20 protein-coding genes and 7 tRNA genes are annotated in these 22,186 nt (G+C 38.5%); 17 read left to right on the top strand and 10 right to left on the bottom strand.

Going from position 1 to position 22,186, the window contains the following annotated elements; translation table 11 throughout:
* Nucleotide 1: 1 nt before the first annotated feature.
* The 6 genes from H7U02_RS09725 (at nucleotide 2) to H7U02_RS09700 (ending at nucleotide 502) form a co-directional block, all read left to right on the top strand.
* Nucleotides 2-74: transfer RNA gene (locus H7U02_RS09725), tRNA-Phe, on the top strand.
* A 14-nt stretch (nucleotides 75-88) separates the two neighbouring features.
* Nucleotides 89-169, top strand: a tRNA-Tyr gene (locus H7U02_RS09720).
* Between the two features lie 5 nt (nucleotides 170-174).
* A tRNA-Trp gene (locus tag H7U02_RS09715) sits at nucleotides 175-245 on the top strand.
* Between the two features lie 11 nt (nucleotides 246-256).
* Nucleotides 257-329 (top strand) — tRNA-His (locus tag H7U02_RS09710).
* Between the two features lie 8 nt (nucleotides 330-337).
* Nucleotides 338-409, top strand: a tRNA-Gln gene (locus H7U02_RS09705).
* Between the two features lie 9 nt (nucleotides 410-418).
* Nucleotides 419-502: transfer RNA gene (locus H7U02_RS09700), tRNA-Leu, on the top strand.
* Nucleotides 503-576: 74 nt separating this feature from the next.
* Here the strand turns inward: H7U02_RS09700 and H7U02_RS09695 are convergent.
* Genes H7U02_RS09695 through H7U02_RS09675 form a run of 5 tightly spaced genes read right to left on the bottom strand, consistent with a single transcriptional unit; the run spans nucleotide 577 to nucleotide 4,067 of the window.
* Nucleotides 577-1,710, bottom strand: a complete 1,134-nt coding sequence (locus tag H7U02_RS09695) for a tyrosine-type recombinase/integrase (RefSeq protein WP_118172281.1) — start codon at nucleotides 1,708-1,710, stop codon at nucleotides 577-579.
* 3 nt (nucleotides 1,711-1,713) lie between these two features.
* The gene (locus tag H7U02_RS09690) at nucleotides 1,714-1,908 is read right to left on the bottom strand and encodes a DUF3173 domain-containing protein (RefSeq protein ID WP_000598356.1); all 195 of its coding nucleotides are present in this window, start codon (nucleotides 1,906-1,908) and stop codon (nucleotides 1,714-1,716) included.
* Nucleotides 1,909-1,967: 59 nt separating this feature from the next.
* Nucleotides 1,968-2,354 (bottom strand): hypothetical protein, encoded by a 387-nt coding sequence (locus H7U02_RS09685; RefSeq protein WP_006595173.1) that lies wholly within the window; start codon nucleotides 2,352-2,354, stop codon nucleotides 1,968-1,970.
* A 2-nt stretch (nucleotides 2,355-2,356) separates the two neighbouring features.
* On the bottom strand, nucleotides 2,357-3,553 hold the full coding sequence (locus H7U02_RS09680; RefSeq protein WP_118172280.1) for a replication initiation factor domain-containing protein: 1,197 nt from the start codon (nucleotides 3,551-3,553) through the stop codon (nucleotides 2,357-2,359).
* A gap of 40 nt (nucleotides 3,554-3,593) precedes the next feature.
* Nucleotides 3,594-4,067, bottom strand: coding sequence for a hypothetical protein (locus H7U02_RS09675; RefSeq protein WP_000182279.1), 474 nt, complete (start codon nucleotides 4,065-4,067; stop codon nucleotides 3,594-3,596).
* Between the two features lie 319 nt (nucleotides 4,068-4,386).
* Between H7U02_RS09675 and H7U02_RS09670 the strand changes: the two genes are divergently transcribed.
* On the top strand, nucleotides 4,387-4,833 hold the full coding sequence (locus H7U02_RS09670) for a helix-turn-helix transcriptional regulator (RefSeq protein ID WP_000287814.1): 447 nt from the start codon (nucleotides 4,387-4,389) through the stop codon (nucleotides 4,831-4,833).
* Nucleotides 4,834-4,996: 163 nt separating this feature from the next.
* Here H7U02_RS09670 and H7U02_RS09665 read toward each other — a convergent pair whose 3' ends face one another.
* Complete coding sequence (locus H7U02_RS09665; protein ID WP_009732038.1) at nucleotides 4,997-5,323, bottom strand: DMT family transporter; 327 nt, start codon at nucleotides 5,321-5,323, stop codon at nucleotides 4,997-4,999.
* A 173-nt stretch (nucleotides 5,324-5,496) separates the two neighbouring features.
* On the opposite strand from H7U02_RS09665, the gene H7U02_RS09660 reads away from it, so the two are divergent.
* The 6 genes from H7U02_RS09660 (at nucleotide 5,497) to H7U02_RS09635 (ending at nucleotide 13,695) form a co-directional block, all read left to right on the top strand.
* On the top strand, nucleotides 5,497-5,895 hold the full coding sequence (locus H7U02_RS09660) for a hypothetical protein (protein ID WP_009732039.1): 399 nt from the start codon (nucleotides 5,497-5,499) through the stop codon (nucleotides 5,893-5,895).
* A gap of 557 nt (nucleotides 5,896-6,452) precedes the next feature.
* Nucleotides 6,453-10,847, top strand: a complete 4,395-nt coding sequence (locus H7U02_RS09655; protein ID WP_201043276.1) for a PolC-type DNA polymerase III — start codon at nucleotides 6,453-6,455, stop codon at nucleotides 10,845-10,847.
* Nucleotides 10,848-11,010: 163 nt separating this feature from the next.
* Entirely contained in the window at nucleotides 11,011-12,252 is a 1,242-nt protein-coding gene (locus tag H7U02_RS09650) for an aminopeptidase (RefSeq protein ID WP_080611074.1), read from the top strand.
* Nucleotides 12,253-12,271: 19 nt separating this feature from the next.
* The gene (locus tag H7U02_RS09645; RefSeq protein WP_002889604.1) at nucleotides 12,272-12,502 is read left to right on the top strand and encodes a GlsB/YeaQ/YmgE family stress response membrane protein; all 231 of its coding nucleotides are present in this window, start codon (nucleotides 12,272-12,274) and stop codon (nucleotides 12,500-12,502) included.
* Between the two features lie 131 nt (nucleotides 12,503-12,633).
* On the top strand, nucleotides 12,634-13,062 hold the full coding sequence (locus tag H7U02_RS09640) for a MarR family winged helix-turn-helix transcriptional regulator (protein WP_002886332.1): 429 nt from the start codon (nucleotides 12,634-12,636) through the stop codon (nucleotides 13,060-13,062).
* Between the two features lie 87 nt (nucleotides 13,063-13,149).
* Nucleotides 13,150-13,695, top strand: coding sequence for an NADPH-dependent FMN reductase (locus H7U02_RS09635; protein WP_073686370.1), 546 nt, complete (start codon nucleotides 13,150-13,152; stop codon nucleotides 13,693-13,695).
* Nucleotides 13,696-13,782: 87 nt separating this feature from the next.
* Here the strand turns inward: H7U02_RS09635 and H7U02_RS09630 are convergent.
* The 3 genes from H7U02_RS09630 to ahpC form a co-directional block, all read right to left on the bottom strand.
* Nucleotides 13,783-13,853: transfer RNA gene (locus tag H7U02_RS09630), tRNA-Cys, on the bottom strand.
* A gap of 175 nt (nucleotides 13,854-14,028) precedes the next feature.
* The gene (ahpF, locus tag H7U02_RS09625) at nucleotides 14,029-15,561 is read right to left on the bottom strand and encodes an alkyl hydroperoxide reductase subunit F (protein WP_107372453.1); all 1,533 of its coding nucleotides are present in this window, start codon (nucleotides 15,559-15,561) and stop codon (nucleotides 14,029-14,031) included.
* A gap of 16 nt (nucleotides 15,562-15,577) precedes the next feature.
* Nucleotides 15,578-16,138 carry an alkyl hydroperoxide reductase subunit C gene (gene ahpC / locus H7U02_RS09620; protein WP_037599758.1) on the bottom strand — a complete coding sequence of 187 codons (561 nt, stop codon included), beginning with the start codon at nucleotides 16,136-16,138 and terminating at the stop codon, nucleotides 15,578-15,580.
* Between the two features lie 271 nt (nucleotides 16,139-16,409).
* On the opposite strand from ahpC, the gene rpsB reads away from it, so the two are divergent.
* Together rpsB and tsf are read left to right on the top strand one after the other, a co-directional pair.
* Nucleotides 16,410-17,177, top strand: a complete 768-nt coding sequence (gene rpsB / locus H7U02_RS09615; RefSeq protein ID WP_002886342.1) for a 30S ribosomal protein S2 — start codon at nucleotides 16,410-16,412, stop codon at nucleotides 17,175-17,177.
* Nucleotides 17,178-17,287: 110 nt separating this feature from the next.
* Nucleotides 17,288-18,328, top strand: a complete 1,041-nt coding sequence (tsf, locus tag H7U02_RS09610; RefSeq protein WP_002886343.1) for a translation elongation factor Ts — start codon at nucleotides 17,288-17,290, stop codon at nucleotides 18,326-18,328.
* Between the two features lie 106 nt (nucleotides 18,329-18,434).
* Here tsf and H7U02_RS09605 read toward each other — a convergent pair whose 3' ends face one another.
* On the bottom strand, nucleotides 18,435-18,905 hold the full coding sequence (locus tag H7U02_RS09605) for a COG2426 family protein (RefSeq protein ID WP_002889614.1): 471 nt from the start codon (nucleotides 18,903-18,905) through the stop codon (nucleotides 18,435-18,437).
* Nucleotides 18,906-19,203: 298 nt separating this feature from the next.
* Between H7U02_RS09605 and H7U02_RS09600 the strand changes: the two genes are divergently transcribed.
* On the top strand, nucleotides 19,204-19,659 hold the full coding sequence (locus H7U02_RS09600) for a CtsR family transcriptional regulator (protein WP_002889615.1): 456 nt from the start codon (nucleotides 19,204-19,206) through the stop codon (nucleotides 19,657-19,659).
* A complete protein-coding gene (locus H7U02_RS09595; protein WP_107372454.1) occupies nucleotides 19,660-22,110 on the top strand; it encodes an ATP-dependent Clp protease ATP-binding subunit in 2,451 nt (816 codons plus the stop codon).
* Nucleotides 22,111-22,186 lie beyond the last annotated feature (76 nt).

Below are 22,186 nucleotides of genomic sequence, written 5' to 3'. Positions count from 1 at the left end.
TGGCTCGGTAGCTCAGTTGGTAGAGCAATGGATTGAAGCTCCATGTGTCGGCGGTTCGATTCCGTCTCGCGCCATTTGTTTATATTTTGGAAGGGTAGCGAAGAGGCTAAACGCGGCGGACTGTAAATCCGCTCCTTCGGGTTCGGGGGTTCGAATCCCTCCCCTTCCATAGTTACGGGCATAGTTTAAAGGTAGAACTAAGGTCTCCAAAACCTTCAGTGTGGGTTCAATTCCTACTGCCCGTGTTAGTAAAGTGGCGAATGTGGTGAAGTGGTTAACACATCAGATTGTGGCTCTGACATTCGGGGGTTCGATTCCCCTCATTCGCCTATATATTTGGGGTATAGCCAAGCGGTAAGGCAAGGGACTTTGACTCCCTCATGCGTTGGTTCGAATCCAGCTACCCCAGTTATACTTTGCCGGCGTGGCGGAATTGGCAGACGCGCTGGACTCAAAATCCAGTGTCCGCAAGGACGTGCCGGTTCGACCCCGGCCGCCGGTATAGTATTAAAGACAAGGTTTTCGGACCTTGTCTTTTTTTCTTTGTTGTAAGTCGAGTTACCAATTTTTTCCATTTTAAAATAAATCATCAAGTTTATTAGCTAATGTTTTCTGTTTGCTAGGGTACAAATGGGAATAAGTATCAATTGTTGTCGTAATAGATGCGTGTCCTAATCTTTCTTTAACAACAAGATAATCTTCCCCTTGATTTATAAGTAATGATGCATGAGAGTGTCTTAAATCATGAATTCTTATTCTCTTTAAATCTTTATCCCTTTCTAGTATTTGCTTAAACTTCTTATCAATCATATTTTTTGTAATAGTTATTGGTGTACTCTGTATTATTTGTAGTTCGTCAGTATTTTTGGTAAATTCCTTAAGTTTTTCTTTTTGTTTTTCTTTCCAATCTTTTAACATTTCTGCTAATTTCTGATTGATTGTAATATTTCTAGTTCCTGAACGTGTTTTTGTTGTATTAATGTAGCTTGTATTATTTACAAAGTATACCGTTTTGGTAACGAAAATTGTATTTGTTAAAAGATTTATATCATTCCAGTTCAATGCGAGTATTTCTCCCATTCTCATCCCAGTAAAGAAAGCAATTACGAAAAACAGGTCATAGCTTATTTCATCATCTTGAATAAGTTCTCTAAATCTCGTGAATTCTTCTATACTCCAAAATTTGATATTAGGCTTCCTAATTGGTAATTTTCTCAGATTCTCAACAGGATTTTTATCAATAAGGGATTTTCTTATACCAGTGTCAAAAATTTTTTTAAGTAGAATTAGAACTTTATTAATTGTATTAAAACTTAAAGTTTCATTTTCATTTTGTTTTTTAGGTTTTGTTTTTAGGTATTCACGAAATTCGAATATATGGTCATACGTTAATTTATTTAAATTTGTATTTTTAAAATATGGTTTAATATGACGCTCATAATTGTTTCTTTGTGTACTTGTATAGCTTATTTTTCTGCCATTTTTCAAATCGTCTTCTTCAAGCAACTGGAATAACATATCTGTTGTTACTACAAAGTCAAATTGTTTTTCCTTTAATTCTACAACTCGAATATGTTGTTCTAGTTCTAGTGCTTCCTTTTTAGATTTTAATCCTTTTCGAATGATACGTATTCTTTTTTGTGTGACTGGGTGGAAACCATTAGAAACATCAACGGTCCATTTACCACTTTTAGTTTTACGAATAGTCATTCATTATGCTTCTTTCTGGAGTTCAATTCCTAGTAGTTCTTCAGCGACACTGGCTGGAATTGTACCAATCCGTTTGTTATCGTAGATGTTAAAACCACGATTTACTAATAGTAATTTGCCAGTATGGATAATCTTTCTTGCAGTTCCTGGAGCAAATCCAAGTTCGATAAGGTCATCTTTTGTTACAGTTTTAATCATGTGATCTCCTTTTCTAATTAGATTAAGTAAGGGGAGGATTAACTCCCCTTGTCTGATACTTATTTTTGTTTTACATCTACTAAATGGATAGCATCCGCCTTGTAATACATTGTCGAACTAATCATAGTAGCTTGTAAATTGTCAAATGTAACTGGTACTTCATCCATTGCTTGGATATAGTCATTATCAACTAAAGCTTCTGGATTGTCTACAGAGACTTGGGTTGATTTCTTTTTGAATTGTCCATCCTTGATTGTTACATTGTATTTCCAACCAATGATTTTATCGGTATTAAAACGTCTTTCGCTACCATCTCGGTTTTTGATAATTTCTCCGTTTGCATCTGCACGGACTTCCGTTTCAAATTTTGGAATGACTTCATCCAATTCAAATTTTGTTCCAATGTTATTAAAATTCCAGTCATTTTGTGAGAGCATTTTTGCCATAGTTAATTTCTCCTTTTGATATTTTCTTTGATTGTAGGGATCAAATCCTCTCTTTTAAAGAGTATTGCCCTTTCTATTAATCCACTTGCTAAATCTGGTGGATATTCCATATTGTTGAGTGCGAGATAGTTAGATTTCTCATACTCATGCAGTAAATTATTGTCGTATAGAAATTTATACGCTTTCAGAATAGCTCCTGAACCTTTATAGGTAAACCATTCTAATTTTTGTTCCAGTTCTGTTTTTGGTTTTGAAATAATGATAGAGACAGGTTTTGAGTGACCTAAAAACTTTTCCCAAGATCTCAAAGGTTTTGAGAAATGACTATCACTATAGAATCTCACTTTTTCTTTGAGATATCCCTTGGTAAAGTTGAGAAGATCTATTTCTGAATGCAACCATTCTTGAATGAAGTAGTGAGCTTTTTCTTTCCTAAGTTCTAACTCAGTTCTTATCCAATTTTCTATATACCGCTTGCTGATACCGAGCTTCTCAGCTCGTTCTAAGCGTTTATCGTAAATTCTAAGTCTTTCATCATCATTGGGTTTTCTCAAATATAAGGTCTGACCGATTGTTTCATCTCCGTAGGTATTGTAGTAGGTGCTTTTTCCATATATAAAGCGTTTCTTCTGACAAATCTTTAGAAGCTGATTAGGAGTGAAATAGGGTGTTTCATTAAAATCATCTATTGCAATATCAATTCGTCTTACTGAAAATTGATTGTAATTGTAGTAGAGGTTGTCCAGAAACTGTCTTTCGGACAGACTATTTGGATCTAATACCTTATCTCTATAGAACTCTAGTGCCTGTCCTGACATGACAAGCATGTAGGACGACTCTTTCGATCCATAGTAGATACGGATATTCCCATAATGAAGCTGGCTATCATAGTTATAGTATTTAAGGCTCCCCTTATTCTCAATAAATAGGTCAAAGTCAAGAAATAGGATATCTTCGATTATTTCTTTTGGCGAAAATTCAGTCTTATCAAACTGAATTTGAATCCAGTCAAATACAGAACGTAAATGCTCCTTTTTTGCCATAGATTTTGATTCAACTTTTTGCCTAATTTTGCCACCCTTGAAATCTCCAAAACCCTTGGTAATACTGAATTCTTTCGATGGTACACCTAACTTGCAGAGGGTGGTGTTACTACACACCCTATCGGTCAAAAATGGTCCGTCCGCATCTACGCTCATTTTCGGCTTTCTGCCTCATGGCTCAGCCGAAAACTCGCTATTAGCCGAACCTATTTTTTGACCTCTTGTTAACAAACCCTAGTAAGCCGGTTTGCATCGACTCTTCAATATCTTGGATTTTCTTTTTTAGGTTGGAATTCTCAATTTTTATCAGTCGCATTTCTCGCTTAAATTCCTGTTTTAAGGCGCTCAGTTCATCGTAGAGCTCATCTATTACTTGGTTTAGGGATTCATGTTCATTGTCTGCTAGACTCCCAAATACGGCTTGTATAGCCTCTTTTAGACCTATTTCAAGTTTTAGTTTAGCTAACTTTTGAAATTGTCTAAGGTCTTCGTCTGTAAAATCATAGGCAACTGTATAACTTAATTGATGAGTTCTGGGATTTCTACTGATAGGAACTTTAATTTTCTTAAATTCCTTGCCACTTATCTCTTTAATCAGTTGAATCCAATTTTTAAGAGTAGAGGTAGAGTTTAGGCCAGAAATTTGATTGACTAACTCTTTATTGGTCATCTTTTTGTGAAACCTCCGAAATTTTCTTGTGCAACTGAAGAGTTTTCTGTGGTATAATTGTTACATAATATGTTTTGATCTTGGAACGAACGGCACATTTGTTTCAAGATTTTTTATTTTGTCGAATCCTACCTCCTTTATTAAAATTTTTTAAATCGACTACTAGTTACATACGCTTTTACCTCCTTTTATGCTATAATATTCTCAATGGAATATTCAATCTCAAAATAAATATTCCTTATGGAATAATTCTATTTTATACCGTTTAGAATATTTTGTCAAGCTAAAATATACGAATAAGAATATCTATAGGAGAATTATGTATACAGAGGATTATAAATTTTCAGAGAGGTTAAAAACTCTCAGAAAATCAAAAAAGTTAACTCAAGTACAAATATCGGAATTAATTGGAGTTCAACAAGGGACATATTCTCGGTGGGAGAATGGAACGTTAGAACCAGGATTAGAATTCGTTGTGAAATTAGCAAATATCTTTGGGACTACTACAGATTATTTGCTGGGACAAAAACCTTATTCAATTATCAGTAGTTTACCTCTAGAACAATTAGATCTTACCAATATTGCAAACTTTTCAAAGGATGAGTTTGATATTTTGAAACATTCAATAGCAGTTTCGGTGGCAAGAAATAAAATAAAGGCAACAGAACTAAAAGATAGAGTTATAGAAAAAAATCAGTTGTCAGAAAAAGATGCAGAACTTTTGAATAAGATTTTTGAAGAAGTTAAAACTTATTGGGAAAATTAGGAGGACGCTAGTCTTCAAAATTCCCTCCCAAAATGTGTCCAAAATATTGACAGAATTCTAGCTTTTCATTATAGTTCTTATGGAACTTTTTTTCTACAACAAAATAGGCTCCATAATATCCATAGGGGATTTACCCACTACAAATAGTATAGAGCCGGTTTTATTAATGTCCTGCATTTCCTAATAAGTTAACCATGACAACACCAATGATAATCAAAATTAAACCGATAATGCTATAAACATTTAGTGTTTCTTTGAAAATCATTACTGCGATAGAGGCTGTCAAAACTAAACCGACAGCTGACCATGTTGCATAAGCTATTCCTAAAGGAATTTTTTGCATTGCTAGTGAGAGGAAATAGAAACAAACGCCATAGCTAAGTAGGGCAGAAACGGTTGGAATAGGCTTTGTAAAACCGTCTGATAATTTCAAAAGGTTAGTTCCCAATATCTCTCCTACAATGGCGATAAAAAGATAAAAGTATGACATGTCTTTAACCTCCTATATGTCATGTTTTTGCTCTAAGAGCTATTATAGCTATCCGTTTTTTATAAATCTTGGCACAAGTCATGAGAATTTGTAGTAAAACTGTGGCAGACACTTTTTCAGAACCAATAGCTGATAAGTTTAGTATATCATAAGATAAATTTTAAAAAAAAGTCTTGATTTATTTCAATGTCTTGCGTGGTCTCGATTTTACTGGTAAAATTACTTTTAAGAACTTTAAAAAAGAGGTTTCTATATTTGACAAAACAATGACTTGTTGTCCCGAATGTGGGCATCCTTTGGAGAAAAAATTTTTAAAAGATGAGGGAGATATTCCTTATTGTTCACAATGTGCGAGTTTTCGTTTTCCAGTCTTTAATACAGCAATTAGTGCGATTTTATTTAATGAAAAACATGATAAGATTCTCTTGATTAAGCAATATGACATGGCTGAGCATATTTTGCTAGCTGGTTATGTGTCTAATGATATTCACAACCAATTTCTACAATCATTAAAGGCAATTAATTTAGCCTCTCTTATTACGGATATGGGTAATAAAATTGCACAAAACTAGTCCAAAACTCTTTTTAATAAGGAGTATACTTTCTAGCATTTTATAGTTACTAAAAAGTATCTAAACTTTGGAAGTGATACTAAGTTTTAAAAAATATTATGGAAAAAAAGCTTATAAAATCAATATTTCTGAGATTTAAAACTAATAATATTAGACTCAAAATCTAAAAGAAAAATATTAGAGTCATTTATACAAAAACTAGATCTAATTTATGTTTAGTTTGTTAATATTCCATATACCTCAAATAATCGTACAAGTGTCTTGAATACCTCTGGATGAATATAACCTGTTGGGACATATCGTCTATTCTCTGATGATGCTCTTAGAACGATAAGGTATGGAGTGTTACCAAAAAGTTACTAAAATTTGAAAAATGAGTCTATTTTGCAAGATTTAAAAGGCTTAAAGCCCTATTAAATCAAGGTTGTAAGATTTAAATAATGGAGTTATGGAACTCAAAATCCAGTGTCCGCAAGGACGTGCCGGTTCGACCCCGGCCGCCGGTATAAGTTACACTCCTTTAGGAGTGTTTTTTTGTATATAGGAGTTTAATTTTTATGTCTGATAAATTTCAGCTTCTCTTAAAACAAATTCGTTTTCCTAAGGAACACGATGCTTTTAAAGAAATTAAAGATGGTTCTATCGAAACAGTAAAACTATTTAAATCAAAACGGCAGTGGTTTTTTGTTTTTTCTTTCCCTAGTGTTCTTTCTTATGAGTCTTTTGTGCTTTTTGATAGTTTATTTCATTCTTCCTTCGATTCTTTAGGTGCCAAAGCTTCTTTTGAGATTCGTTTATTTTCTACTTCTTGCGATGATTCTTTACTTGGAGATTATTTTTCATATGCCTTAGATAGTTTAAAAGTTTCTCACTTTTCTATTTATTCTTTATTCTCAAATCTAAAGGTTGAAATTTCAAATAATAGTATTTGTGTTAAGACTCCAGCGCATATTATTAAAGAAAATTTACAGGATAGATTTATTTCTTTGATTTCTAAATCTCTTTCTCAAGTTGGTTTATCTGACGTATCAATTTCTGTTCTTGAAGATAAGGAAGCGTCATCTTCTTTAGAAGAGGCTTACGAAACAAACAAGGTTTCTTTACAAGAACAAGCTGAATCTCAGGCAAGACAGGCTCTTCAATCTATTCTTGAGAGTGCTCCAGCACCGAAACCTGTGAACGAACCGGCCCAAAATTTTGCTGAGAAACAAAGTCAACGTCAGGCTAGTTTTGATAAGGCTGAAATAACGCCAATGGTTGATATTAATTCTGAAGAGAATCGTGTTGTTTTTGAAGGATATATTTTTGATGTAGAGCAACGTGAAACTAAGACGGGTCGAATTATTATTAATTTCAAGGTAACTGATTATACCTCTAGTTTTGCAATGCAGCGCTGGGTCAAAGATAGTGATGAGCTTGCTAAGTTCGATATGATAAAAAAGGGAAACTGGGTAAGAGTTCGCGGTCGTATTGAGAATAATCCTTTCACTCATAGTCTGACAATGAATGTACAAGATATCAAAGAGATTTCTCACACACCTCGCAAGGATTTGATGCCTGAGGGACAAAAGCGTGTGGAATTTCATGCACATACTAACATGTCGACTATGGATGCCATGCCAACTGTGGAAGAGCTTATTGATACTGCTGCTTCTTGGGGGCATCCAGCTGTTGCTATAACTGATCACGCTAATGTTCAGAGTTTTCCTCATGGCTACCATAGGGCTAAGAAAGCTGGTATTAAGGCTATTTTTGGTCTTGAAGCCAATCTTGTTGAGGATAAAGTTCCTATTGTTTATAATTCCCAGAATTTGGAATTAAAAGAAGCTACTTATGTTGTATTTGACGTTGAGACAACGGGCTTGTCTGCTGTTCATAATGATTTGATTCAGATTGCGGCATCAAAAATGCATAAAGGTAATATTATTGAGCAATTTGATGAATTTATAGACCCTGGGCATCCTCTTTCTGCTTTTACTACTGAGTTGACAGGTATTACTGATAATCATGTAAAAGGTGCTAAACCTTTAGTCCAAGTTTTACAGGAGTTTCAAGAATTCTGTCAAGGAACTGTGCTAGTAGCCCATAATGCGACCTTTGACGTTGGTTTTATGAATGCCAATTATGAAAGACATCAGTTACCAACAATTTCACAACCAGTTATTGATACTTTAGAATTTGCACGAAATCTTTATCCTGAGTATAAGCGTCATGGTTTGGGTCCTTTGACGAAGCGGTTTGGTGTGGCTTTAGATCACCACCACATGGCCAATTATGATGCGGAAGCAACGGGCCGTTTGTTGTTTATCTTCATAAAAGATGTGTTTGATAAGCACGGTTTGACTAATTTGGAACAGTTGAACACGGATTTGGTTTCTGAAGATTCGTATAAAAAGTCTCGTGTTAAACATGCGACGCTGTATGTTCAGAATCAAACTGGCTTGAAGAATATCTTTAAGTTGGTAAGTTTATCAAATGTCTCATACTTTGAGGGGGTAGCACGTATTCCTCGTACGGTCTTAGATGAGTATCGTGAGGGAATCATTGTAGGTTCTGCTTGTGCTGATGGTGAGGTTTTTGATACGCTTCTGTCTCATGGTATTGACAAGGCAGTTGAAGTTGCTAAATATTATGACTTTATTGAAGTTATGCCACCAGCGATTTATGCACCATTGATTGCGAAGGACTTAATTAAGGATGAGGTGGCTATAGAACAACTGATTCGAGATTTGATTGAAGTTGCTAATCGTCTGGACAAGCCTGTGCTTGCTACAGGAAATGTACATTATATCAATCCTGAGGATGCGATTTATCGTGAAATCATTGTTCGTGCTTTAGGACAAGGAGCAATGATTAATAGGCCAATCGGTAAGGGAGAAAATGCGAAACCTGCTCCTTTACCTGAAGCGCATTTTAGAACAACGAATGAGATGCTAGATGACTTTGCCTTTTTGGGAAAAGACTTAGCCTATGAAATTGTTGTAACTAATACGCAGGCTATGGCAGAACAAATTGAAGAGGTCGAGGTTGTCAAAAAAGACTTGTACACACCTTTCATTGATCGTGCGGAAGAACAGGTTGCGGAGATGACATATGCTAGAGCGTTTGAGCTCTATGGTAATCCTTTGCCTGATATTATTGATCTGCGAATTGAGAAAGAGTTGTCCTCAATTCTTGGTAATGGTTTTGCCGTAATTTACCTGGCTTCGCAGATGCTGGTTAACCGTTCAAATGAACGTGGGTACCTAGTTGGTTCGCGTGGATCTGTCGGTTCTAGTTTTGTTGCGACGATGATTGGAATTACTGAGGTTAATCCGATGCCGCCACACTATTTATGTCCTAAATGTCAACACTCAGAGTTCATTACAGATGGTTCTTATGGATCTGGCTTCGATTTGCCTGATAAGGAGTGTTCGGAATGTGGAACGGAGTATAAAAAAGATGGTCAGGATATTCCTTTCGAGACTTTCCTAGGTTTTGATGGGGATAAGGTTCCGGATATCGATTTGAACTTTTCCGGTGATGATCAACCATCAGCCCACTTGGATGTTCGTGATATTTTTGGAGAGCAATATGCTTTTCGTGCTGGAACAGTAGGTACTGTTGCAGATCGGACGGCTTATGGTTTTGTCAAAGGTTACGAACGTGACTACAATAAGTTTTACCGAGATGCCGAGGTCGACCGTTTAGCCATGGGGGCTGCTGGTGTTAAGCGAAACACAGGTCAGCACCCGGGTGGTATCGTTGTTATTCCAAATTATATGGATGTCTATGATTTCACACCTGTTCAATATCCGGCCGATGATGTAACGGCTGCCTGGCAGACGACTCACTTTAACTTCCACGATATTGATGAGAACGTGTTGAAGCTTGATATTCTGGGACATGATGATCCGACTATGATTCGTAAGTTGCAGGATTTATCAGGAATTGATCCAAAAGATATTCGAGCAGATGATCCAGATGTAATGAAACTTTTTTCAGGGACTGATATTTTAGGGGTAACACCTGAACAGATTGGGACACCAACGGGAATGTTGGGAATCCCTGAGTTTGGGACTAACTTTGTTCGTGGTATGGTCGACGAGACGCATCCGACGACCTTTGCGGAACTCTTACAGTTATCTGGTTTGTCTCATGGAACAGACGTTTGGCTAGGTAATGCACAAGATTTGATTAAGGAAGGTATCGCCACTCTGAAAACAGTTATCGGTTGTCGTGATGATATCATGGTATACCTAATGCATGCGGGGTTAGATCCTAAGATGGCCTTCACTATTATGGAACGTGTGCGTAAGGGGATGTGGTTGAAGATTTCCGAAGAAGAGCGTAATGGCTATATTCAAGCTATGCGTGAAAATAATGTTCCAGACTGGTACATTGAATCTTGTGGTAAAATCAAGTACATGTTCCCTAAAGCCCATGCGGCAGCCTACGTTATGATGGCCCTACGTGTAGCTTATTTCAAAGTGCACCATCCTATTTATTACTATTGTGCCTACTTCTCGATTCGAGCTAAAGCATTTGAGCTTAAGACGATGTCTGCAGGTCTTGATGCTGTTAAAGCTCGAATGGAAGATATTAAGGAGAAGCGCCAACGAAATGAAGCGACTAATGTTGAAAATGACTTATTTACGACGCTTGAAATTGTCAATGAAATGTTAGAACGTGGCTTTACCTTTGGTCAGTTAGATCTTTATAAGAGTCAGGCAACTGAATTTCTGATTGAAGGAGATACTTTGATTCCACCGTTTATTGCACTTGAAGGTTTGGGTGAGAACGTTGCTAAGCAAGTGGTTGCTGCGCGTGAAGAAGGTGAATTCCTTTCCAAGACAGAATTGCGTAAACGAGGAGGCCTATCATCAACCTTGGTTGAAAAATTGGATGAAATGGGCATCCTAGGAAATATGCCAGAAGATAATCAATTAAGTCTTTTTGATGATTTCTTTTAATGGCTAAAGAGAATCGTCCTCAACTTTGAGAGAATGGAGTCAGTCTCCGTTCTCTTTTTGTTTAGGGGTCTGCATGTGATGCTAAAAAGCCAAAGCTGAGAGGAAACCTTTTTCTTCGTCTTATGGTATACTGATAGAAAATTATAGTTTCAAGGAGTTAATCATGGTTTTACCAAATTTTAAAGAAAATCTTGAGAAATATGCTAAATTACTGGTTGCTAATGGGATTAATGTGCAACCTGGTCATACAGTGGCCTTGAGCATTGATGTAGAACAAGCAGAGCTAGCACACCTCTTAGTTAAAGAAGCCTATGCTTTAGGAGCAGCTGAGGTAATCGTTCAATGGTCAGATGATATTATTAATCGCGAGCGCTTCCTGCATGCTGATATGGACCGCATCGAAGAGGTTCCCGCCTATAAAAAAGCTGAAATGGAATATTTGTTAGCCAAGAAGGCAAGTCGCTTAGGTGTTCGTTCATCAGATCCAGGTGCCCTTAATGGTGTAGCTCCTGAACGTTTATCTGCTCATGCTAAAGCTACTGGGGTGGCCTTTAAACCTATGCAGGTGGCAACTCAGTCTAATAAGGTTAGTTGGACTGTAGCTGCTGCAGCTGGTAAGGAATGGGCTAAGAAGGTCTTTCCTGATGCTTCGAGTGATGAGGAAGCTGTAGATTTACTTTGGGACCAAATTTTCAAGACCTGTCGTGTTTATGAAGAGAATCCTGTACGTGCTTGGAAGGAACATGCTGACCGTTTGGATGCTAAAGCACGCCTACTCAAAGAGGCACAATTCTCAGCCTTACACTACCAAGCACCTGGAACAGATTTGACTCTAGGATTGCCTAAAAACCACGTTTGGGAGTCTGCAGGTGCCATCAATGCGCAAGGTGAAGGCTTCCTTCCTAATATGCCAACAGAAGAGGTCTTTACGGCACCAGATTTTCGTCGTGCAGATGGTTATGTCTCAAGCACAAAGCCTCTAAGCTACAATGGTAATATTATTGAGGGAATCAAGGTAACCTTCAAAGATGGTGAAATTGTAGATATCACAGCGGATCAAGGTGATGAAGTGATGAAGAATCTCGTCTTCAACAATAATGGAGCGCGTGCTCTAGGTGAATGTGCTTTGGTTCCAGATCCAAGTCCGATTTCACAGTCAGGCATCACTTTCTTTAACACTCTTTTTGATGAGAATGCATCCAACCACCTAGCTATTGGAGCAGCCTATGCTACCAGTGTTGAGGGAGGGGCAGACATGACAGAAGAGGAACTTAAGGAAGCTGGTCTTAATCGTTCAGATGTGCACGTAGACTTTATGATTGGTTCAAATCAAATGGATATTGATGGTATCCGCCAAGATGGTAGTCGTGTACCAATCTTCCGAAATGGGGATTGGGTAATCTAAGTATGATGGAGAATTTATCATGATTGGAAGTATGATAGTTGGTTTTCTAATTGGCCTTATTGCTTCTGCTATATCAAATAGGGGTGAACGTATGGGCTGTATTGGCAAGACTTTTGTTGGATGGCTAGGTGCTTTTGTTGGTCAGCTTCTTTTTGGAAATTGGGGACCGATGTTAGCAGATACTGCTATAGTCCCTTCGGTACTAGGTGCTGTTATCTTATTAGCCCTTTTTTGGAATCGTAATAGTTAGAAATGAAAGAGTTCTGAGGTATTGGTTAGATATCTAAGGACTCTTTTTTCTTATTTTTTCATTTTCATATACCACTTTTAGAAAAACTGTGGTAGAGTAATAAAAACAGCATCTATTTGGAAAGGACTAGAATGAGCGACTTAGATAAAAATATGGCTGTAAAAAGTATGGTAGTTATGCGTAAGGCTTTTCGTACCATCGATGCCAAGGTTTCTGAGACCTTTAAAGAATTTAATTTGACACCAACTCAATTTGGAGTCATGGACGTGCTAAATGCCAAAGGACGTATGAAGATTGGCGAATTAATTGATCGCATGCTTGCTACCTCCGGTAATATGACTGTCGTCATTAAAAATATGGAGAAAAAAGGCTGGCTGACGCGAGAAGCCTGCCAAACAGATAAGCGTGCTTTCGAGGTTGATTTGACGGATGAGGGACGTCGTATTATTCAAGCAGCAATCCCCCCACATCAGCGAGCTATTGAGGAGACTTTTTCCGTTCTGACACCTGAAGAGCAGGCACAGTTGGTAGAGCTACTGAAAAAATTTAAGAATGTCTGAGCATATTTCTTTATATTTCTAATGAAATCGCATATATTACTATGTAGTATTAATTATTAATTGTTAGAAATACAAAGGAAATGTATCATGAAAAACATTCTATTTATCGTTGGGTCTCTTCGTAAGGGATCATTTAACCACCAATTAGCAGAAGAAGCTGAGAAAATGCTAGCTGATAAAGCTAATGTTTCTTATCTTGACTATAGTCAAGTACCTGTTTTTAATCAGGATTTAGAAAGTCCGGTTCTTCCTGTTTTGGTAGAAGTTCGAGAGCAGGTCTTGGCAGCAGATGCAATCTGGATTTTCTCACCGGTTTATAATTTCTCAATTCCTGGGCCAGTAAAAAATCTGCTTGACTGGTTGAGCCGGGCCCTTGACCTATCAGATCCTTCAGGACCATCAGCTCTTCAGGATAAGATTGTAACCGTGTCATCAGTTGCTAATGGTGGTCACAATCAACTTTTTGATGTCTACAAAGAGTTGTTACCATTTATCCGTACCCATGTGGTTGGTGATTTTACAGCGACACGTGTAAATGATACAGCCTGGGTGGATGGAAAATTCGTAGCAACTGAAGAAGTTCTTGAAAGCCTTCAGAATCAAGCAGAGGCTTTGGTTGAAGCCATTAAATAAGAATAACGAATACCCGAGGTTTCTAGCTTCGGGTATTTTTATATGCAACAATGAAAAAAGACACCCTAAGGTGTCCTCGTATTATGAAGGCGGTAGACGGATTTGAACCGACGATCAAGCTTTTGCAGAGCCGTGCCTTACCACTTGGCTATACCGCCATAACAGATACCATTCTATCGAAAAAACAAAGATTCGTCAAGTCTCTTTCATCAAATTGGCTGGTTGATTGTTCAAACTGCCTATTTACAAGAAATATAAAGAGGCTGAAAGACATTCAACCTCTTTATATTTCTTGTAATTGTTGTAGATAGATTACTAACACGTATGTTTTGATTATTGTCTAATCAAGTAATCAAAGGCTCCGATAGCAGCTGTAGCACCAGATCCCATGGAAATAATGATTTGTTTGTAGGCGCTGTCAGTACAGTCACCTGCGGCAAAAATACCAGGGATATTTGTTGAACCAAATTTATCAACGATAATTTCTTGGCGTTCATTGAGTTCAATACCACTGTCTTTGAGCCAAGCAGTACTTGGTACAAGACCAATTTGGACAAAGACACCTTCAAGATCAAGATGTTTTTCTTCGTTTGTATCACGCTCAACGTAACTCAAACCAGTCACATGATCTTGACCAAGAATTTCTTTGGTTGCAACGTTCTTAAGAATGGTTAGATTATCAGTTTTAGCAGCTCGTTCTTGTAAGACTTGATCTGCCTTTAATTCAGGCAAGAACTCTAAGACTGTAACGTGTTTAGTAATACCCGCTAAATCCAAAGCAGCTTCCAAACCTGAGTTACCACCACCGATAACAGCAACATCTTTTCCTTCAAATAGAGGACCATCGCAGTGTGGACAGTAAGTAACCCCTTTATTGCGGAATTCTTCCTCGCCAGGAACGTTGATATTACGCCATTTGGCTCCTAGTGCTAGGATAGCAGTTTTAGCCTGTAGAACGGCACCGTTAGCTAGTGTGACTTCAATAAGTTCTTTCTTCTCAATGCCAGTAGCTAATTGACTTTTGATGATATCAACATTGTAAGATTTTGTATGCTCTTCAACTTGGGCCATTAACTTAGGACCTTCTGTATATAGCGTACCAATCATGTTCTCAATACCAACTGTCTCGATAACTTGTCCACCAAAGGTTTCTGCTAAAAGCCCAGTTTTAAGCCCTTTACGAGCAGCGTAAATTGCAGCACTGTTTCCAGCAGGACCACCACCAATAACCAAGACATCATAGACCCCTTTATCAGCGAAAGCCTCAGCATCAAGTGGGCCGTCCAATTTTTCTACAAGCTGTTCAATGGTTGCACGACCAGAAGTAAATTCTTCTTGGTCTTTGTAAACCGTAGGAACAGACATGATACCTTTGGCTTTGACCTCATCTTGATACATACCACCTTCAATCATGGTGTGGGTGATGTTGGGGTTTAAAACAGCCATTATATTAAAGGCTTGAACAACGTCTGGACAATTGTGACAGGTTAGTGAAACATAAGTTTCTAAATCGATGGTTTTATCAATCTTCTTGATACGTTCGATAATATCCTCATCAACTTTAGGTGGACGACCAGAAACTTGCAAGAGAGCTAAAATGAAAGATGTGAATTCGTGGCCCATTGGTAAGCCTGAGAAAATAACACGACTTTTTTGCCCTTTTTGTGCAATACCAAAACTAGGTTGACGTTTTAAATGTGTTGATTCAAGACTAATGCGGTCAGACATAGCAACAATCTCGTCTAGAAATTCTTTTACTTTACGAGAATTATCATCATCCCCTAAATCTGTTTGTAATACAATATCAGATTCTAGTAAATTTAAATACTGCGCTAATTGTGTCTTGATTTCTTTATCTAAGACCATGGATACCCCCTGGTTGTTAAATTTTACCTACAAGATCTAAGCTAGGAGTAAGTGTTTCAGCTCCTTCTTTCCATTTAGCTGGACAAACTTCACCTGGATGTTGACGAATATATTGAGCAGCACGGACTTTATCAACAAGAGTACTTGCATCGCGTCCAATACCATCAGCGTTAATTTCCATCATTTGGATAACACCATCTGGATCAATAATGAATGTACCACGTTGTGCGAGACCATCTTGTCCAAGAACATCAAAACCTTGTGAGATGTGGTGTGAAGGATCCCCAATCATAGGATAAGTAATAGTTCCAACAACATCTGAGTCATCATGCCAAGCTTTGTGAACAAAGTGAGTATCGGTAGAGACAGAGTAAACCTCTACACCAAGAGATTTAAGAGCTTCATATTGTTCTTGAAGGTCACCGAGTTCAGTTGGGCAGACAAATGAAAAATCTGCAGGATAGAAGCAGAAGACCGCCCATTTACCTTTAACATCTTCATCTGTAACAGTAATGAATTCCCCGTTGTGATAAGCCTGTGCTGAAAATTCAATAATTTCTTTTCCGACTAATGACAAAATAATGTCCTCCTCTATTTTTGATAGCCTAATTATAAACAAAATACTCATCAACCTCAAAGAAAACGATTGCAATTTTAATGAGAGGGGATTTTTCTAATGGTCAGACTGGTTTTAGAGCTTGTCAAATGTCACTTTTTTTGATAAACTATTATAGTTGCGTAAAGTGACAAATACTCATTCTAAGCCGATTGTGGTCTTGTTGCCGCAGGGTGGGACTGCAAGTCTAAAGCTTAGAAGAGGAAAAAACAATTTTTAAGGAGAAATACTCATGGCAGTAATTTCAATGAAACAACTTCTTGAGGCTGGTGTTCACTTCGGTCACCAAACTCGTCGCTGGAATCCTAAGATGGCTAAGTACATCTTCACAGAACGTAACGGAATCCACGTTATCGACTTGCAACAAACTGTAAAAATGGCTGATACAGCTTACGAATTCGTTCGTGAAGCAGCAGCTAACGATGCAGTAATCTTGTTCGTTGGTACTAAAAAACAAGCAGCTGAAGCAGTAGCTGAAGAAGCAACTCGTGCTGGTCAATACTACATCAACCACCGTTGGTTGGGTGGTACTCTTACAAACTGGGATACTATCCAAAAACGTATCGCTCGTTTGAAAGAAATCAAACAAATGGAAGCTGATGGAACTTTCGAAGTTCTTCCTAAGAAAGAAGTTGCACTTCTTAACAAACAACGTGCACGTCTTGAAAAATTCTTGGGTGGTATCGAAGATATGCCTCGCATTCCAGATGTAATCTACATCGTTGACCCACACAAAGAACAAATCGCTGTTAAAGAAGCTAAAAAACTTGGTATCCCAGTTGTAGCGATGGTTGATACAAACGCTGATCCAGATGAGATCGATGTAATCATCCCAGCTAACGATGACGCTATCCGTGCCGTTAAATTGATCACTTCAAAAATGGCTGATGCTATCATCGAAGGTAACCAAGGTGAAGATGCTTCTGCAGATTTCCAAGAAGCAGCTGCAGCTGATTCAATCGAAGAAATCGTTGAAGTTGTCGAAGGTGACAACAACTAATCTTTAAGATTGGTTAGGGCTATATGCCCACTTAAGATACGACAAACACCTAAGGGGCGGGGCTCAGCCCTGCCCCTTAGTTTGATAAAATAAATTTGGAGAAAAACAAAATGGCAGAAATTACAGCTAAACTTGTTAAAGAATTGCGTGAAAAATCTGGTGCTGGTGTCATGGACGCTAAAAAAGCATTGGTTGAAGTTGAAGGTGATATCGAAAAAGCGATTGAATTGCTTCGCGAAAAAGGTATGGCTAAAGCAGCTAAGAAAGCTGACCGTGTTGCAGCTGAAGGTTTGACTGGTGTTTACGTTAACGGTAACGTTGCAGCAGTTGTTGAAGTTAACGCTGAAACTGACTTCGTTGCGAAAAACGCTCAATTCGTTGAGTTGGTAAACGAAACAGCTAAAGTAATTGCTGAAGGTAAACCAGCTAACAATGAAGAAGCACTTGCATTGACTATGCCTTCAGGTGAAACTCTTGAAGCTGCATACGTAACTGCTACAGCTACTATCGGTGAAAAGATTTCATTCCGTCGTTTTGCAGTTGTTGAGAAAACTGATGCACAACACTTCGGAGCTTACCAACATAACGGTGGACGTATCGGTGTTGTTTCAGTTATCGAAGGTGGAGATGATGCTCTTGCAAAACAAATCTCAATGCACATCGCAGCGATGAAACCAACTGTTCTTTCATACACTGAATTGGATGAACAATTTGTTAAAGATGAATTGGCACAACTTAACCACGCTATCGATCAAGATAACGAAAGCCGTGCAATGGTTAACAAACCAGCTCTTCCACACCTTAAATATGGTTCTAAAGCTCAATTGACTGATGCTGTTCTTGCTCAAGCTGAAGAAGATATCAAAGCTGAGTTGGCTGCTGAAGGTAAACCAGAAAAAATCTGGGATAAAATCATCCCAGGTAAAATGGACCGCTTCTTGCTTGACAACACTAAAGTTGACCAAGCTTACACTCTTCTTGCTCAAGTTTACATCATGGACGACAGCAAAACAGTTGAAGCTTACCTTGAATCAGTAAACGCTTCAGTAGTAGAATTCGTTCGCTTTGAAGTTGGTGAAGGTATCGAAAAAGCATCTAACGACTTTGAATCAGAAGTTGCAGCTACAATGGCAGCAGCACTTAACAACTAATTCTAGTTGCTAGATAAAAAGAAAGAAGTTACGTAAATGAATCGTAACTTCTTTTTTGTTGTTATAAAAAAAACATCTGAGCATGCCCCAGACGTTAACAAAGTAATTAATGAGCGAAGGTATTTACACCAAGTAGAAGAGAGAGTGTTCCCATGATGATACCTGCAAGGATAACCCCCAGCATAACGGCAATAACACTACGTTTAAAGTCCCAATCTAGGATAGATGCTGCTAGGGTACCAGTCCAGGCTCCTGTTCCTGGAAGTGGAATTCCCACAAAAAGGAGGAGGGCCCAGAAGACCCCCTTATCTCCGGCAGCTTTTTCAAGTTTTTGCCCACCACTGTGACCTTTTTTAAGACACCAGGTAAAGAAGCCACCAATTAGAGGTTTGTCTGCCCCCCATTCGAGAACACGGCGGGCGAAGAAGAAGATAATTGGAACTGGAATCATGTTCCCAATAACACAAAGAATAAGGGCTTGCCACCAAGGGATACCTGAGGCGATAGCAACAGGAACGGCTCCACGGAGCTCAACCAAGGGAATCATAGAGATTAAGAATGCAATGATGTATTTCATGAGTAACCTTTCATAGAGAAATAAAATAAAGACTAAAAGTCACAAGAGCTTTATCAAGAGTGATAAGACTAATACTACTGCGAAAGTGCTAAAAAGTACTTGTTGGATTAGGTGAGGCTCAGCCTGTCAAAGTGGATCAAACACTTAAAGTTACCTAATATTTTAGTCTTATTTATTGTATCTTATATGGTCTCTAATGACAACTTTAAAAAGCTTTTTGAAGGTATAGTTTCCCATGTGCTGACATTTTTGGTATAATAATAGTCAGTTATAGTCAAATTAGACTGGAGGAATTAAGATGGCAAGAAATACATCAGATAGTATAGAAGAATATATTAAAGAATTGCTGGGCCAGTCTGGAATTGCTGAGATTCAACGCTCGAACTTAGCAGATACTTTTCAAGTTGTACCGAGTCAGATTAATTATGTTATTAAGACCCGCTTTACAGAAAGTCGTGGTTATATTGTTGAGAGTAAGCGTGGAGGTGGCGGTTATATTCGTATCGTCAAAGTCAGATTCTCTGATAAGCACCACATGATTAATGATTTGCTTCAGAACTTAGCGGATCAGCTCAGCGAGCAGGTATTTACAGACTTGATCCAGTTGCTTTTTGATGAAAAAATCATCACAGAACGTGAGGGAAATTTGATTTTAGCAACTGCTAGTGATGATATTTTAGGCGCAGATGCGGCTGCTATTCGTTCGCGTATTCTACGCTCGCTATTACTTAGATTGGATAGAAAAGGAAATTAGATGACGACATATTCAAGAAAAATGCAGGCCATTTTCCATCGTGCACAGCTTGAGGCAGAGCGTTTTGGAAGTCCTTTTCTGGAGACTTGGCATGTGCTTCTGGCTATGGTTGAGGTTCCAGGATCTGTAGCCTACCTAACATTTACTGATTTTGAGGACCGTATTCGTGCGGAAGAGATTGAGACAGCAGCTGTACTAGCGATGGAGAAAAGTCCAAAAGACTTGTCTGAATCAGATATTATCGATTTACGTGTACAGTCACATGCTTTAGAGGCTATGTTGCAAGAGGCAGAGGGAATTGCTGGTGTGACTGGTGCTGTAGAGGTAGGGTCTGAACATGTATTGATGGCCTTTCTCCTTCATAAGGATTTGATGGTTTGTCGTCTCCTTGAAGTTGCTGGTTTTCAATATAAGGATGACAGTGATAAGCCTCGCATTATCGATTTACGACGTTCTTTGGAGCGTTACGCAGGTCTTAGTAAGCAAGACTTGAAGGCCATTCATGACCTTCGTAAGCCTAAAAAATCAAAGGCATCAGGAAATTTTGCTAATATGATGCAGCCTCCCCAATCTTCTACTGGGGAACTGTCAGATTATACCAAGGACTTAACGGCTGTAGCCGAGTCAGGTGCTCTTGATCCTGTTATTGGACGTGAGAAAGAAATTTCACGCATGATTCAGGTTTTGAGTCGTAAAACGAAGAATAACCCAGTTCTTGTTGGTGAAGCAGGTGTTGGTAAGACGGCACTGGCGCTTGGCTTGGCACAGCGTATTGCTTCAGGCGAAGTACCTTTTGAGCTGGCTGATATGCGTATCTTAGAGCTTGATATGATGAGTGTGGTTGCAGGAACACGTTTCCGTGGTGATTTCGAAGAACGTATGAATCAAATCATCGATGAGATTGAAGCTGATGGAAAAATCATTCTCTTTATTGACGAACTGCATACGATTATTGGTTCTGGTTCAGGTATTGATAGTACCTTAGATGCGGCAAATATTTTGAAACCTGCTCTAGCTCGTGGAACCCTTCATATGGTTGGAGCTACCACTCAAGCAGAGTATCAAAAGCATATTGAGAAAGATGCAGCTCTTTCTCGTCGTTTTGCTAAGATTACAATTGAGGAGCCAAGTGTAGCTGAGGCGATTGATATTCTAAAAGGCCTACGTTCGTCTTATGAAGACTATCATCGTGTAACGATTACTGATGAAGCGGTTGAGACAGCGGTCAAGGCGGCGCATCGTTATTTGACGAGTAAAAACTTACCTGACTCTGCCATTGACCTTTTAGATGAAGCGAGTGCGACTGTTCAAGGTCGTATTAAAAAAGAAGCCAAACGTGAGATAACGCCTTTGGATGAAGCGCTTCTATCTGGTGATATGAAGTCTGCTGTTAAACAATATAAGGCTAGCCAAAAAGCAAAATTACCAAAACCTGCCTTGGTAGATGCGGATCAGATTATGCAAACCCTTAGTCGTCTATCAGGTATCCCTGTTGAGAAGATGACTCAGGCAGATAGCAAGCGTTATTTGAATCTGGAAGCAGAGCTTCACAAACGTGTTATTGGCCAAGACGAAGCAGTTTCAGCGATTAGTCGTGCTATTCGTCGTAACCAGTCAGGTATTCGTACTGGAAAACGTCCGATTGGTTCCTTCATGTTCCTTGGGCCTACTGGTGTTGGTAAGACAGAATTGGCCAAGGCATTGGCGGAAGTTCTCTTTGATGATGAGTCAGCTTTGCTTCGCTTTGACATGTCAGAATACATGGAAAAATTTGCGGCTAGCCGACTTAACGGTGCTCCTCCAGGTTATGTTGGATATGATGAGGGCGGTGAGTTAACAGAAAAAGTTCGTAATAAGCCTTACTCAGTTCTTCTCTTTGACGAGGTGGAAAAGGCTCACCCAGATATTTTCAATATTCTCTTACAGGTTTTGGATGACGGTGTCTTGACGGATAGTCGAGGTCGTAAAGTTGACTTCTCAAATACCATTATCATTATGACTTCGAACTTGGGAGCGACTGCTCTTCGTGATGATAAGACCGTTGGTTTTGGAGTCCAAGACATTTCTCATAATCACCAAGCTATGCAGTCACGTATCATGGAAGAGCTTAAGAAGGCCTACCGACCAGAGTTTATCAACCGTATTGATGAAAAGGTTGTCTTCCATAGTTTAGAGGAAGAGCAGCTTCGTGAGATTGTCAAGATTATGGTAAAACCGTTGGTATCAGCTTTGGCTGAAAAAGGGATTGACTTGAAGTTCCAACCAGCTGCCCTCAAGCATTTGGCTAAAGATGGCTATGATGTTGAGATGGGTGCTCGTCCATTACGTCGTACGATTCAAACTCAAGTGGAGGACAAGTTATCTGAGCTCTTACTAGGTGGCCAAGTAGTTAGTGGACAAACTCTTAAAATCGGCTGCTCGAAAGATAAATTAACCTTTACAGTAGTGTAAAAATCAAACAAAAAGACAGATTACAGGTGTAGTTTGTCTTTTTGTTGTGTCAATAGGAGTCAAGATAGAGTCAATC

This window comes from Streptococcus sp. 3.1 (assembly GCF_016648915.1).
In the GTDB taxonomy this organism is placed as follows: domain Bacteria; phylum Bacillota; class Bacilli; order Lactobacillales; family Streptococcaceae; genus Streptococcus; species Streptococcus salivarius_E.
The sequence above is the reverse complement of the archived record's forward strand: the minus strand, read 5'-3'. Positions and strand labels throughout refer to the sequence as shown.

Bases quoted from the DNA above. Each gene is read 5' to 3' on its own strand.
- H7U02_RS09695 (WP_118172281.1), bottom strand. From the start codon at position 1,710: ATGACTATTCGTAAAACTAAAAGTGGTAAATGGACCGTTGATGTTTCT.
- H7U02_RS09690 (WP_000598356.1), bottom strand. From the start codon at position 1,908: ATGATTAAAACTGTAACAAAAGATGACCTTATCGAACTTGGATTTGCT.
- H7U02_RS09685 (WP_006595173.1), bottom strand. From the start codon at position 2,354: ATGGCAAAAATGCTCTCACAAAATGACTGGAATTTTAATAACATTGGA.
- H7U02_RS09680 (WP_118172280.1), bottom strand. From the start codon at position 3,553: ATGAGCGTAGATGCGGACGGACCATTTTTGACCGATAGGGTGTGTAGT.
- H7U02_RS09675 (WP_000182279.1), bottom strand. From the start codon at position 4,067: ATGACCAATAAAGAGTTAGTCAATCAAATTTCTGGCCTAAACTCTACC.
- H7U02_RS09670 (WP_000287814.1), top strand. From the start codon at position 4,387: ATGTATACAGAGGATTATAAATTTTCAGAGAGGTTAAAAACTCTCAGA.
- H7U02_RS09665 (WP_009732038.1), bottom strand. From the start codon at position 5,323: ATGTCATACTTTTATCTTTTTATCGCCATTGTAGGAGAGATATTGGGA.
- H7U02_RS09655 (WP_201043276.1), top strand. From the start codon at position 6,453: ATGTCTGATAAATTTCAGCTTCTCTTAAAACAAATTCGTTTTCCTAAG.
- H7U02_RS09650 (WP_080611074.1), top strand. From the start codon at position 11,011: ATGGTTTTACCAAATTTTAAAGAAAATCTTGAGAAATATGCTAAATTA.
- H7U02_RS09645 (WP_002889604.1), top strand. From the start codon at position 12,272: ATGATTGGAAGTATGATAGTTGGTTTTCTAATTGGCCTTATTGCTTCT.
- H7U02_RS09640 (WP_002886332.1), top strand. From the start codon at position 12,634: ATGAGCGACTTAGATAAAAATATGGCTGTAAAAAGTATGGTAGTTATG.
- H7U02_RS09635 (WP_073686370.1), top strand. From the start codon at position 13,150: ATGAAAAACATTCTATTTATCGTTGGGTCTCTTCGTAAGGGATCATTT.
- ahpF (WP_107372453.1), bottom strand. From the start codon at position 15,561: ATGGTCTTAGATAAAGAAATCAAGACACAATTAGCGCAGTATTTAAAT.
- rpsB (WP_002886342.1), top strand. From the start codon at position 16,410: ATGGCAGTAATTTCAATGAAACAACTTCTTGAGGCTGGTGTTCACTTC.
- tsf (WP_002886343.1), top strand. From the start codon at position 17,288: ATGGCAGAAATTACAGCTAAACTTGTTAAAGAATTGCGTGAAAAATCT.
- H7U02_RS09605 (WP_002889614.1), bottom strand. From the start codon at position 18,905: ATGAAATACATCATTGCATTCTTAATCTCTATGATTCCCTTGGTTGAG.
- H7U02_RS09600 (WP_002889615.1), top strand. From the start codon at position 19,204: ATGGCAAGAAATACATCAGATAGTATAGAAGAATATATTAAAGAATTG.
- H7U02_RS09595 (WP_107372454.1), top strand. From the start codon at position 19,660: ATGACGACATATTCAAGAAAAATGCAGGCCATTTTCCATCGTGCACAG.